The sequence below is a fragment of the Sphingomonas sp. genome (assembly GCF_024508665.1).
Taxonomy (GTDB): Bacteria; Pseudomonadota; Alphaproteobacteria; order Sphingomonadales; family Sphingomonadaceae; genus Sphingomonas.
Genome location: NZ_JANINP010000006.1, coordinates 1,266,407 through 1,279,133 on the forward strand (window position 1 = coordinate 1,266,407; position 12,727 = coordinate 1,279,133).

A 12,727-nucleotide genomic window follows, 5' to 3' on the forward strand; every position below is an offset into this window, starting at 1 on the left:
CGGCACGTCCTGAGTCTCACCCCCAGCGCATGGTGATGCGGCGAGAAGCTGCACGCGGTTGCGTTTTGGTTCATATGATCTTGGGGGGAATATAGATGCACCCGCATTCGGCGCTCAAAAGGGCTGTTTCGCATACGGCATTGAAGATCGCTCTTGCCGCGATCGCCGGCGGCATGGTCGCCGTGCCCAATCTGGCCCAGGCGCAAGCCGTAGCTGCTACCGAAACATTCCAGATCCCGGCTGGCAGCCTTGCCGCCGCGTTACGCGCCTTCTCCGACCAGACCGGACTCCAGATGGTCTACGGTGCCGGTATCGTCGAAGGGAAGGCGAGCGGTGGCGCGTCCGGCACCATGTCGCGGAGCGAGGCGCTTGCGCGTATTCTTTCCGGGACGGGCCTCACGTTCCGGTTCAATGATGCAAAGACGGTGATCATCGAGGCGGCTGCTTCGGGAGATGACGGGGAGCGTGTATTGGGCGCAGTGCGGGTGCAGGGTTCACAAGATGCGGGCAGCGCCTTGCCAGGGGCGACGCCGGTCAACGGGATCAACGGGTCCCGAGATGTGACGGCGACCGAAGGGACGGGTAGCTATACGTCCAACGCCTTGACGGTGGGTTCGAAGACGGCGGCGAGCATCAAGGACACGCCGATGTCGGTGTCGGTGCTGACCAGCCAGCGGCTGCAGGACCAGAATATTACCGACCTCAATACCGCGATGCGCAATCTGCCGGGGGTGACAATCCAATATAATGGCAACCCAAACGATCTGGCCTTTTATTCGCGCGGGTTCCGGATCACGCAATTCCAATTCGATGGCGGTGCGCCGCTCAACGTGAACCCCGGCGGTGTTGTTGGCTACCGCCCCATCATCGACCTGTCCCTCTACGATCATGTCGAACTGGTGCGCGGTGCCGCGGGGACGTTCAACGCCTATGGCAATCCCGGCGGTGTGGTCAATCTGGTCCGCAAGAAGCCGCTCGATCATACGCAGATGCTCCTCGACATGCAGATCGGCAGCTGGGATTGGCATCGGATCACGGCTGACGTCACCGGTCCGCTTGGCTTTGGTGGCAGATTACGTGGGCGGTTTATCGCGACGCATCAGGACAACAATTTTTTCTACAAGATTGCGAAGTCGACGCGCGACGTGTTGTCGGCCTCGCTCGAATATGATCTCACGCCCACCACCTTGGTCAGTATCGGCTTCAATTATCAGAACGAGCGCGATCTGCCGTTCAACGGTGGCCTGATGCGGTATGAGAATGGCGATCCGCTTGGTCTGCCGCGTTCGACGTGCCTGTGCTTCAATTTTGCTAAATCCAATAGTGAGAACAAGGAATTTTTCGGACAGATAGAACAGGAGATCGGCGACGACTGGACGATCAAGATCAAAGGAACGCGTATTAGGCAGGAAGGGGTAACTCTCACGCCATCATTTGGTGGCACCGTCAACCCTACGACATTGACAGGTGCCTACGCTGTAAACTCTGGCTATGGGTATGTGCACGATCGACAAACGATGGCAGAGGCCACGTTAGATGGCGGCTTTTCCGTATTTGGTCTGAAGCAGCGTATAATACTGGGTGCCAATTATTCTATGGAGGATCCTACAGGATCCGGTACCGGCATCCAATACGATATCTATACTGGGCAAAATATACCTTTTCCCGGATTGGGTTACTATGATGACTTCCCAGATATATTTCATTTTGATTCTAACAGATATCTTGAGGCGGTGTATCCGCCGGGGCGTCAAAATTTATATCTATATGCCGATTTCAGATATCTGAACGCCTACGCAAACCTCGATTTAGAGCCGGTAAGGGGGCTGCACGTTACGACGAGCCTGCGATATTCGTCGTACAGACAGCGCTCTCTTCAGCAGAATGTTTGCACGTACCGGACCGTTATTCGACCAAACGACGCCTGCTTTGGCAAGCAAATAGGAGATTTGGCGTTCACCGGCTTTGGTCTGATCCGCGGTCAGCTGAACAAGGGCAGTAGTTTTTCTTGGCCTCCTTCCATTCAGTGGCGCTACGATGTTACGAAGTATATTTCCGTGTCCGCTATTTACACGGATATCTATATAGACCAATCAAACAATATCGATAAGAACGAGGTGTCTCTTCCTCCGATAACTGGCGGAAATTTTGAGGGAGAGTTAAAGTGGGCGTCCCCTAACCAAAAGACGAACGCTTCGCTTTCGATCTTTTACACGAGACAGCTTGGATACGCTGGCACCGATCCGATCTGTGAAGGCGCAACGCCGGACGTCAAGTGCACAAATCGATCGACCAATGACGTGGGGAAGCTCAACCTGCAAAGGGCGTGTTGCTTCATATGGAATCCTGACCAAGAGAATATCAGCTACGGCTTCGATACTGAATTTGCCGGGCAAGTGGCGCGGGGTTGGCAACTGTCGGCGAGCTACAATTTCAACTACAATTTCATCCGAAATCAGAAACAGTTTGATGGATCTCGTACCCCTCTGACATCCTTTGCGCCAAGGCATCGCTTTCAGTTGTGGACCAGCTATATCGTACCTGATTCCTCGATCATTTCTGGAGCTAATTTTTCATTGGGTATCCAGGCGCAGTCGAAAACATATGTTGCGGGACTTTATTGCAAGACCTTCAACGATACTGGGGATCGCTGCTTAGAAAATGTCGATTACGCGTACGTGGGTCCAGCGCGGGTGATCTTGAGCGGTGGGATCGGATACAAATCGAAGAGCGGCTTGAGCTTCGATTTGCAGGTCGAAAATATCCTCGATAAAAATTATTATGAGCAGTTTTCTAGTACGACTGGTGGAAATTGGTATGGAGCTCCACGAAGCTTCAAGCTGACGCTCCACGGAAAATGGTGACCGTTGCGCCTGGGCCGGACCTTGCGTCCGGCCCCGCTTAGCTAGCTAGCGCCGTATGGCCGTGAGGGGACCGTCGATCGATCATGCCAACGCCTGGAATCCTCGCTTTGACAGGCGGAGTTCGGCTATGTTGTGACCTCGCAATATCCTTCCGGTTGTCCTCTATTTCGTCTAAATATCGGATGAGACATGGGACGTGAGTAAATCTGGGCATAATGCTAAGGAACACGGAGGGCCCGGCGCGCGCAGACGCGCCTAACCGAAATGCTGGAGATCATCAGCCGCATTCGCGACTGGGCCGGCGGCGAGGCGCAGGTGATGGCCTGGTATCGTTCGCAGCCGATTCCGGCGCTCGATGGCCGTACGTCCGAGGTCCTCGTCAAGTCCGGACAGGTCGACGCTATGCGCGACTATCTCGATCACCTGGCACTTGGCGGCTTCGCTTGAGATATATGGGCCGTTGCTATCGCGGTCACAATCCCGTCTGTTCCTTTTCGCCGATCTCCGGCGAGGGCTCGGCAATCACGGGCGGGCGGTTCAACCGCAACGGCGAGGCGACGCTCTATCTGTCGCTCGACATATGACCCCGATCGCAGAATGTACTCAAGGGCTCAGCAATCGGCTGAGCCGCTGACCATGTGCGAATATGACGTCGATTGCGATCCAATCGCGGATCTTCGAGACGATGCCGGTCGGGCGCACCATGGAATGGTTATGGGCGAGCTCGACTGTGCTTGGCTCACCGCCCTGCGAGAAGGGCGGGATCCGCCATCCTGGCTTGTTGCCGATCGCCTGCGAGGTGAGGGTAGTGCAGGCATTCTGGTGCCGAGCTTTGCGCCACAGGCTACCGCTCACGGCTTTAACCTCGTGTTGTGGCGTTGGGGTCCCGATCTGCCCCACCGGGTCATTGCTTACGATCCCGCCGGGCGCTTGCCGAAGAATCAGCTGTCTTGGTCTTAACCGCGATACGCGTTGATGCTGGGAGTGGGGCCGATGACGATCGAGGAAGTCTCCCGACGCACAGGCGTGTCCTTGGGGCTGATCGTCCAGCGGCTACGCAGTCTGCCGGGTTCAACCGAACAGGCCGGCAGAGCATCGGCTCGCTCTGATCCAACGTTATGCCGTTGCGGTTTCTATCGTCGGTGTTCGTTGATCGAGGGGAGGTGAAGGTTGGCAAGGAACGCCGGTTGCGCGGCCGACCTATATTGACCAGCCGCATGTCGCCTCGGACAGGCGGGTCGGCTTATCGTGCAACAGGGTTTGAACCTCGAAGGCAAGAACGCACGGATGGCGCTGGCGTGCGGCTATTCGGGCGAGTTGTTGCGCTTCTTGCGGCATCGTGTCGGATCCCCCGACGATGCGAGCGACCTGCATCAGGAGACGTTCGTGCGGCTCGCAGGCGGGGATGCCACGCCTATTCGTGACTTTCGCGCCTATGTGTTTCGGGTCGCGCGTAACCTTTCGGCTGACTTTCTCCGCGCCGAACGCCGCCGGCGCGACCGCTTCGTTGCGGAAATCCCCGAGAATCTCGCGGCAGACCAGGTCAGCCCCGAGCGCGCCTTGCTCGACAAGGCGGAACTCAACCATCTCCTTGGTGCCCTGTCGACGCTGCCCGAGCGCCAGCGCGTGGCCTTGTTGCTCTACCGCCTCGAAGGACTGTCGCTGAAGGAAATCGGGGTGCGGCTCGGTGTGTCGGAAAGCATGGCCTGCCGCTATGTCGCCGCAGCCTTGGGGCATTGCGCCGGAGTGCTGGAGCGTTAGCGTCTCGGATCATGGCCTGGGTATAGACCGCCAGGTAAATGGAACGGCAAGCGCGCCTGGTCGTGTCGAAAGCGGAAATCGATGACGGACATCCTGCTCGAGCAAGCGAATGAATGGCTCGTCCGCCTGCACGACAATCCCGTGGCCGAGGATTGGGTGGAGCATGCCGCCTGGCTCGAACGCAGCCCGGAGCATCGCCAGGCCTGGGATCGGGCCGAGCGCAACTGGTCGCTCTTGGGGGCGCTTGGGGCGGATGCGGACGGGGCCAATGCCAGGGTGAAATCCTATGTCCGCCGCCGGCGGGCGGTCCGCACGGCCAGCGTGACCGCGGTGCTGGCCGCATTGCTGGCCGGCAACTGGGCGTATCGTGTCGTCTCGCCTGCGGATCTTCTGGCCGACGCGAGCACGCGGCCGGGGACGGTCCGCGCCTTGAACCTCGAGGACGGTAGCCGCGTCACGATGAACGGGGCGACGCGGCTCGACTGGAAGTTGCTCGCCGACCGGCGTGAGGTGGCGCTGGGGAGCGGCGAGGCCTTTTTTGAAGTGGCCCATGACACCGCCCGGCCCTTTTATGTCAGGGCAGGCGACGCGCAAATCCGCGTCACGGGCACGCGTTTCTCGGTGCGGCGCACCGGCAACCGGGTCTGGCTCGAGCTTGAACAGGGCAGGGTCCAGGCTTCGTCGGTGTCGGCGACCTCCGGGCAGGGCATACTGGAAGTCTTGCCCGGTGAAAGTGTGATCTGGGACGATACCGGCAAGATGTCGAGTGCACCTGTCAGGGTCGAGGAAATCGCCTCCTGGCGCCGGAATTTGGTGACATTCCGCTCCAAGCCTCTCGGCGACGTACTGGATGAGCTGAACCTTTCCTGGGGCGCGCATATCATCGTACGGGGCGAGGCGGCGAAGCAACGAGTGACCGGCGTATTCCGGCCATCGGACGAGGCGCGCGCGCTTCGGGACCTCGAACAATCCTTGCCGATCCACATCACTCGGATCGGGCCGTTGATCATCGTTACCAAGCGCGAGTGAAAATTTTTCGGGCCGTCGGTTCAGAATTGCATTCCCCCATCGTCTCCAATTGTGCCAGCCCCATGACGGGCGGCCTCAGAATTGGGGGAATCCATGCAAGTCCTTTCCTGTCGAACGAAGCGTGCCGCCCGCCTGTTGTCGATCGCGTCGGTCGGTGCGATGGCGGTCTGCTATTGCGCGCCTGCCGCGGCGCAGACCGCCGCTGCCACTTATTCGTTCGATATCCCTGCCCAGTCGCTCGAAAATGCCCTTCTGCAGTTCAACAAGGCGACGGGCCTGCAATTGGTCTATTCGGCCGCGCTGACGCAGGGGCTTTCCAGTCCCGGCGTGCACGGAACCATGTCCGCGGATGAGGCTCTCGTGCGGATACTGTCGGGCACCGGGCTGACTTTCCGGAGGCTGGGGTCGGGATCGATTACGATCGAAGCGGTCTCCAGCGATAGCGGCGAACGTGTATTGGGCGCGGTGCGCGTGCAGGGCTCGCAGGATGCGGGCAGCACCTTGCCTGGCTCTTCGCCTGTCAATGGCATCAACGGGTCGCGGGACGTGACGGCCACCGAAGGCACGGGCAGCTATACCTCGAATGCGCTGACGGCGGGTTCCAAGACGGCCGCCAGTATCAAGGATACGTCCATGGCGGTGTCGGTCCTGACAAGTCAGCGACTGCAGGATCAGAATATCACCGATCTGAACACGGCGATGCGCAACCTGCCGGGCGTTACCGTTTACAACCAGGGAAGCACGACCGATCTTGGCTTCTATTCCCGCGGATTCCGGATAACGCAGTTCCAGTTCGACGGCGGGGCGCCGATGAATATTAACCCCGGAGGCGCTGGCTACAAGCCGGTGATCGATCTCTCGTTGTACGACCACATCGAATTGGTGCGCGGGGCGACGGGTACGTTCAACGCCTATGGTGATCCGGGCGGGGTGGTCAACCTCGTGCGCAAGAAGCCGCTGGACCATACCCAGTTCCTGCTCGACATGCAGATCGGCAGCTGGGACTGGCACCGGATCAGCGTCGATGTAACAGGACCGCTCGCTTTCGACGGCAAACTGCGTGGCCGGTTCATCGCAACGCACCAGGACAACGAGTTTTTCTACCGGATTGCCAACGCCAACAAGAACCTGCTGTCCGGCACGCTCGAATATGACGTGACGCCGACCACACTTCTCAGCGTGGGCTTCAACTATCAAAAGAGCCACGAACTTCCCTTCACGAACGGCTTAATGCGCTACCAGAATGGCGATCCGCTTGGTGTGCCGCGTTCAACCTGCCTCTGCTTCAATTTTGCGAAGTCCGATACCGAGAACAACGAATTCTTCGGGCAGATCGAGCAGAAGCTTGGGCAGCGTTGGATCGCAAAGCTCAAGTTCACCAAAGTCAAGCAGGACGCAACGACTTACACTCCCTCCTTGGGCGGGTCGCTTAATCCAGATTATGCAGTTGATCCCGCCAATGCAATAGGAGTTGTTGCTGATCCCGCTGCACCATATTATTTGCACGACCGCCAGACAATGGTAGAAGCAACATTGGAGGGATCATTCCGTTTTTTGGGGCATGATCAAAAGATAGTATTTGGCGCTAACCATACGATGGAAGATCCCGCGGGCACTGGGGTTCGGCTTGGTTTTGACCCTGTTACACGGCAGCGTGTCAATTTTACCGGAAATGCTCCGGCCGGCAACAATGTAAATCCGCTTTTTTTTAACACAAATGATTGGGGTGAACCGAATTTCGATTCCTTGCCAAAAAAATATCAGATTCTAACAGTTGAAGGAAGTTACAAGTACAATAATATTTACGCAAATATTGAATTGACTCCCTTTAAAAGGTTGCACCTTACCACCGGGCTGCGTTACTCCCAATATGAAAAGAAGACCTTGCAGAAGCGGATTTGTGACTCATTTTATTCCATGTTCGGCCTGTGTGGCACAGATCAAATCGGACAAGAGGTTTATTTAACTAACTTCGGCCCCGCGATTGGCAATCTTTACAAGGGGCACGCCTTTTCCTGGCCACCATCGGTTCAGTGGCGATATGACATCACCGACAGACTGACAGGGTCGGCGGTGTACACCGATATCTATGTCGATCAGTCGCAGTATGTCGATAAATCCGGCAATCCCATGCCGCCAATTACGGGCAAGAACTTCGAAAGCTCTCTCAAGTGGCTTTCGCCAAATTCGAAGCTCAATGCCAACCTCTCGGTGTACTACATCAAGAAAGTCGGCGCTGACCTAACCGACCCGATCTGTCAGGGAGATAGCCCGGACCCGATTTGCACCAATCAGTCGACCCAGACAACGGGCGTACTTAATCTTCAAAAATACTGCTGCTATGTTTTCAGTCCCGATCAGCAGAACATGAGCTATGGCGCTGACTTTGAAATCTCCGGAGAAATCCGCAAGGGATGGCAGATTTCATTCAGCTATAATTTCAACTACACCAAATACAAAAATGCAACAGATTTTGACGGTCGGCCCATCCCACTGCTTTCCTTCGCACCACGGCACCGGATGAATCTGTGGACAAGCTATAATTTCGAGGATGGTTCGCGTTTCAAGGGCCTATATCTGGCATTCGGGGCGCAGGCTCAATCCGAGACCTACCAGGTCGGGAATTATTGTAAGGAGTTCATTTTAGACCCCAATAGCGATCAACATACTTGCGCGCCGGACGCTAACATTCCTTACGCCTTCACCGACCCCGGCCATGTGGTTTTCAGCGGTGCCGTGGGCTACAAGCTCAACGATACGCTGCGGCTCGATGTCCAGTTGGAGAACCTGCTCGACAAGACCTACTACGATCAGGTGGGCAGCATTTATGGCGGAAACTGGTATGGCGCACCGCGCAGCTTCAAGCTGTCGTTACACGGCAAATGGTAGTCTGACGTTTCCGTCGGATTAACCTGCCGCATGAAGAGCCGCGAGCCAAGGGCTCGCGGCTCTTGCAGTTGAGCCGCCGCGAAATCGCTGTGGATCAAACGTGTGCCACGCAGGATTAGTCTGACGCGAGTCTTCACATCCAAATTTATATATTATCGGTGACCTGTTCTCCCGACTGTTGCCGTTCAACTTATGCCGCCCCTGAATCCGCAAAACCACCACTCTAGGAATCCCATTCATGGTTCACGGCGTATTTCAACGTCGGTCCTGAAACGGCCTCCACACGGGACCCAAAACCGAATGCTTTGGCCGTGTCGACACGGCGTGCGGCATTATCGGTCGGTGCCGCTCAACTCGCGCCTGGTCAGCTGGAGGAAGGTTCGGTCGCGCCATCGTGCCAGACGTCGAGTGTCAATCTGACGGTCACGCGATGAAACCGATCTTGATGCCCGCAGCTTGGCAGACGGCAAGGACGCGACCGATCTCGAGCGTCGGCTTGCCTTTCTCGAGTTCGATGAGGAAGCGGCGTCCGACCCCAGCGAGATCGGCGAAACGCTGTTGCGTCATGCCCATCGCGCGGCGTGCCCCGCGTACCTGGCGGCCGATATCGGCCGCCGAGCCGATCACCTTGGCCGAGCTGCTTTTCTCAGCCGGCTTGGTCACCGCTCGCTCGCGGTTGACCGGTTTGAGATCGCGGGGCGCTGCGCCGATCTGGTCGAGAACATCGCGCGCCGGTGAGCGATAGGCCGGGTTGAGTTCCGGCATGCTCAATTGCCGCTTGGTCTCGGCTGCCAGCCCCGCGGTAGCCGATGAGTTTTCAGTCAAGTTGGTCAAGCCCCGGGAGCTTGCGGCATTCGCGCGTGCCGCCGGTGCGTCGCCGACTATCGCACTAGGCGCGGTGAGACCGAGCGCCTTTTGAGCCTGGACGAGCGGATCCCTGGCCATGGCATCTGCCAGACGATCAAGAGGGGACTGAGGAGCGCGTGTCACTTAAGTTGTTCCCGTTCGGGCACTTTTAGAAGTGGCCGCCAGTAAAGAAATCAAGAATGTTCCTGATCGGGATCATTGCAGGGATAAACCAGCAATAGAGTTGAGTAGTCCCCGTTCGGGAACATCGAATTGGAGGCGCTCGGCAACCGCCATTGGTCAGCAACCGTCCGTTCGCCCCTGCTTGGTCATCGACAATGACTGGCTGAGACTTGGCGGTGCTTGGGAATTCTCTTTCGCCTGACTCATCGGTCACCGGCCTCTTGGCACTATGCCGGGTCCGCTTTGACTAGCGAATAGCTCGTGCTGCGCCCGCCGGCCTCGTCTCGTACGAGCACGCCTTTCTTGACTAGATCAACTATGTCTCGCGAGGCCGTATCCTGGGAAGCCTTGGTGAGCTTGGCCCATTTGCTGCTGGTCAGTTTTCCCTCAAACCCGTTCAGCACGCGATTGAGGACTTTGCGTTGCCGGTCGTTCATCACGACTTGGGCGTGCTTTTCCCAGAAGTGCGCTTTCTCGAGCACGCCGCCGAGCAATTGGTCGGCCTGAGCGATGGCGCGAGCGAGGCAGTCAAGGAACCAGTCGAGCCATGTGGTGATGTCGAGATCGCTCTTCTGGGTGCGTTCCAGCATGTGATAATAATCGGCGCGCTCAGTCCGGATTTGTGCGGACATGCTATAGAAGCGCTGCGCGCTATTCTCCGACCGCGCGAGTGCCATGTCGGTGATGGCACGCGCGATGCGCCCATTTCCATCCTCGAACGGATGGATTGTGACGAACCATAAGTGCGCGATGCCCGCCTTGAGCACTTGGTCGATCCCCTGGTCTGCTTCGAACCAGGCAAGAAATGAGGCCATTTCCGCCGGGATCAGACCTGCAGCAGGCGCCTCGAAATGGATTTTTTCCCGGCCAAAGGGGCCCGAGACGACTTGCATCGGGCCGCCTGCGTCCTCGCGCCATGTTCCGACGACAATCTTGTTGAGGCCGCTGCGTCCTGTTGGAAACAGCGCTGCATGCCAGCTGAGCAATCGTTCCTCGGTCAAAGGCTCGGCATAACGCTGGGTTGCGTCAAGCATCATGTCGACGACGCCCTCTACGTCGCGATCGGCCGGGACCAGGCCCACCACGTCCATTCCCAGCCGCCGGGCAATGGACGATCGGACTTGGTCAAGATTGAGATGCTCGCCTTCGATTTCGGAGGATTTGAGCACGTCCGCAGTCAGTGTTTCCAGGACGGCTTCGCTGCGCAACTGGAAGCCGAGCGATTCCATTCGGCCGAGTAGACGACCCTGGCTATGACGCACCCCGGCCAGGCGCGCGGCAAGCATGTTGAGGTTCCACCGCAGGTCGGGCCAGGCACCTAGTTCATGGATATAGGTCATTCTCCGCATCCTTTGCGGAGAATATAGTCAATATTCTCCGCATGAAAAGCGATATTCACCGCAAAATCTGCGGCGATAATTCCTTATATTCTCCGCATGACACGATCGGGCCTCGCTTGTCGCGCGCCGGGGCATCGGCGAAGCCGGCTGGCGGCGCAGGCTATCATGTTGGGACCAGAGATCACGGCCCGAGCTGCACGGCTTGAGGGGGGGCGAGCTTTCCGCAACCAGGAACAGAGCGGGTGAGTAGTCCGCGCTCGGCGAGATTAGCCGTCAATTGCATGATGCCCAACGTCCATCGCAATGCTACGGCCGAGCTGGTCACGCGACTTCCCAACGTGCCGAGCTTGAGTCTTGCGATCCGGGCGAAGTGGCGTTCCTTGGGGGTGAAGCCTTTGCCAGGCGCGTTCCTATCCTTAGTGGGCACGAACAACCTGCCCAGGAAATGCTGCGACGCCATCGGGATAATCGAGCTCGCTCATTGTCTGGCGGACCGGTCTTGGGGCGACCGGCTGATCGCATGCATCGAACCCGTCCGCTCGCCCAATAATCTTTTATCTACGATGTCTTGCTGGGGTTCGGCGGCGCTCGGGCGTCTTTCGGTCGGAAGTGAGAGCCGAAGTGACATGACGGACATATCACCGCGGCCGAGCTACTGGCTATTCTCGCGCAGCCAAATCGGAAAAAAGCAAATCGCATCGCATAGTCGGGAAACCGAATTTTTCAGCTCGCGATCATCGATTCCGGGCTTACATCGTCATTTGAATTCGGGCCCTGAAACGCCACTCAGATCGAACGCAAAAAATGCCGATTGCGAAAAAGGAAATTTTCCGCGAAAAAATGAGGGCATTTTAAACGCCCGTTCAGGCGCATCCCGATAGTGCGATCGTGCGTTGGAAAAATGCTACGGCAAAAGGAGGCCGGAAAAATGACGCTCGCGCAGCGCAACGCAGAAATCCTCAAGCTCCTTGAGGAACAGACGAAGCGCAATTCCGCTTCGCCGGCCGCCGCGCGCGCGTCGCTGATCGCCGAAGGCATCTATACCAAGAAGGGCAAGCTGCGCGTCGAATATGGCGGCAAGTCGAAGAAGGGCGCCGTCGCGGCTTGAGCCGTCTCGCCACGTCGTTCGTCCTCGCTTATCATGGCTGCGACGCTCGCGTCGCCGACAAAGCGGTTTCTGGCGACATCGATATCCTCAAAAGCGAAAAGGCCTATGACTGGCTCGGACCGGGTGCCTATTTTTGGGAATCCGATCCCCAGCGCGCGCTGGAATGGGCGAAGGAAAAAGCCGCGCGCGGCGATTACCGCAAGCCGGCGGTGATCGGGGCGGTGGTCGATCTCGGGCATTGTCTCGATCTCGTTGCCCGCGAAAATCTCGAACTGGTGCGAGGCGCGTTCAAGGCCTTCAAGGCCGAGCAGAAAGCATCCGGCCTCCAGCTCCCCGAAAATAAGAGCATCAAGGGGAAACGAGACGACGACCGCATCCTGCGTTTTCTCGACTGCGCCGTGATCCGCCACCTGCATTCGGCTATTGAACGCGTGGAAGAGGATAAGCGTATCGTCCAACCGTTCGATACGGTGCGCGGCATGTTCACCGAAGGACGGCGCCTTTATCCGGGCTGCGGATATCGGGAGAAGACACACGTCCAGATCGCGGTTCGTAACCAGGCCTGTATCAAGGGCATCTTCTATCCGCGCAATTCGATGTGAGCCTTGCCTCGGTTGCGAGGCGTGAGGTGAAATCGCAGGCGCGCGATCCGTTGTCCTTATCTCAGGGCATATCTGCGAGGGACCCTGGCGAGTCGATTCTAACTC

General features: G+C 57.8%; 11 protein-coding genes. 9 read left to right on the top strand and 2 right to left on the bottom strand.

What is annotated here, in order from left to right; all coding sequences use genetic code 11:
• Positions 1–95 precede the first annotated feature (95 nt).
• The 7 genes from Q0L25_RS14800 (at position 96) to Q0L25_RS14830 (ending at position 8,543) form a co-directional block, all read left to right on the top strand.
• Positions 96–2,864, top strand: a complete 2,769-nt coding sequence (locus Q0L25_RS14800) for a TonB-dependent receptor (protein ID WP_296615525.1) — start codon at positions 96–98, stop codon at positions 2,862–2,864.
• Positions 2,865–3,128: 264 nt separating this feature from the next.
• Complete coding sequence (locus Q0L25_RS14805; RefSeq protein WP_296615526.1) at positions 3,129–3,311, top strand: antitoxin Xre/MbcA/ParS toxin-binding domain-containing protein; 183 nt, start codon at positions 3,129–3,131, stop codon at positions 3,309–3,311.
• 5 nt (positions 3,312–3,316) lie between these two features.
• Positions 3,317–3,448 carry an RES domain-containing protein gene (locus Q0L25_RS14810; RefSeq protein WP_296615528.1) on the top strand — a complete coding sequence of 44 codons (132 nt, stop codon included), beginning with the start codon at positions 3,317–3,319 and terminating at the stop codon, positions 3,446–3,448.
• Between the two features lie 52 nt (positions 3,449–3,500).
• Positions 3,501–3,824 (top strand): RES family NAD+ phosphorylase, encoded by a 324-nt coding sequence (locus Q0L25_RS21820; protein WP_367184148.1) that lies wholly within the window; start codon positions 3,501–3,503, stop codon positions 3,822–3,824.
• A gap of 288 nt (positions 3,825–4,112) precedes the next feature.
• A complete protein-coding gene (locus tag Q0L25_RS14820) occupies positions 4,113–4,625 on the top strand; it encodes a sigma-70 family RNA polymerase sigma factor (RefSeq protein WP_296615532.1) in 513 nt (170 codons plus the stop codon).
• An 81-nt stretch (positions 4,626–4,706) separates the two neighbouring features.
• Complete coding sequence (locus tag Q0L25_RS14825) at positions 4,707–5,654, top strand: FecR domain-containing protein (protein ID WP_296615534.1); 948 nt, start codon at positions 4,707–4,709, stop codon at positions 5,652–5,654.
• A gap of 93 nt (positions 5,655–5,747) precedes the next feature.
• Entirely contained in the window at positions 5,748–8,543 is a 2,796-nt protein-coding gene (locus tag Q0L25_RS14830) for a TonB-dependent receptor (protein WP_296615536.1), read from the top strand.
• A gap of 423 nt (positions 8,544–8,966) precedes the next feature.
• Here Q0L25_RS14830 and Q0L25_RS14835 read toward each other — a convergent pair whose 3' ends face one another.
• Positions 8,967–9,368 (bottom strand): helix-turn-helix transcriptional regulator, encoded by a 402-nt coding sequence (locus Q0L25_RS14835; RefSeq protein WP_296615538.1) that lies wholly within the window; start codon positions 9,366–9,368, stop codon positions 8,967–8,969.
• Positions 9,369–9,799: 431 nt separating this feature from the next.
• Complete coding sequence (locus tag Q0L25_RS14840; RefSeq protein WP_367184149.1) at positions 9,800–10,921, bottom strand: Fic family protein; 1,122 nt, start codon at positions 10,919–10,921, stop codon at positions 9,800–9,802.
• Between the two features lie 919 nt (positions 10,922–11,840).
• Here Q0L25_RS14840 and Q0L25_RS14845 point away from each other — a divergent pair.
• Together Q0L25_RS14845 and Q0L25_RS14850 are read left to right on the top strand one after the other, a co-directional pair.
• Positions 11,841–12,020: a hypothetical protein gene (locus Q0L25_RS14845; protein ID WP_296615541.1), complete on the top strand. Its 180-nt coding sequence runs from the start codon at positions 11,841–11,843 to the stop codon at positions 12,018–12,020.
• Positions 12,017–12,622 (top strand): hypothetical protein, encoded by a 606-nt coding sequence (locus tag Q0L25_RS14850; RefSeq protein WP_296615543.1) that lies wholly within the window; start codon positions 12,017–12,019, stop codon positions 12,620–12,622. Before Q0L25_RS14845 ends, Q0L25_RS14850 begins: the two co-directional genes overlap by 4 nt.
• The last annotated feature ends 105 nt before the right edge of the window (positions 12,623–12,727 follow it).

Bases quoted from the DNA above. Each gene is read 5' to 3' on its own strand.
- Q0L25_RS21820 (WP_367184148.1), top strand. From the start codon at position 3,501: ATGTGCGAATATGACGTCGATTGCGATCCAATCGCGGATCTTCGAGAC.
- Q0L25_RS14840 (WP_367184149.1), bottom strand. From the start codon at position 10,921: ATGCGGAGAATGACCTATATCCATGAACTAGGTGCCTGGCCCGACCTG.
- Q0L25_RS14805 (WP_296615526.1), top strand. From the start codon at position 3,129: ATGCTGGAGATCATCAGCCGCATTCGCGACTGGGCCGGCGGCGAGGCG.
- Q0L25_RS14810 (WP_296615528.1), top strand. From the start codon at position 3,317: ATGGGCCGTTGCTATCGCGGTCACAATCCCGTCTGTTCCTTTTCGCCG.
- Q0L25_RS14830 (WP_296615536.1), top strand. From the start codon at position 5,748: ATGCAAGTCCTTTCCTGTCGAACGAAGCGTGCCGCCCGCCTGTTGTCG.
- Q0L25_RS14845 (WP_296615541.1), top strand. From the start codon at position 11,841: ATGACGCTCGCGCAGCGCAACGCAGAAATCCTCAAGCTCCTTGAGGAA.
- Q0L25_RS14800 (WP_296615525.1), top strand. From the start codon at position 96: ATGCACCCGCATTCGGCGCTCAAAAGGGCTGTTTCGCATACGGCATTG.
- Q0L25_RS14825 (WP_296615534.1), top strand. From the start codon at position 4,707: ATGACGGACATCCTGCTCGAGCAAGCGAATGAATGGCTCGTCCGCCTG.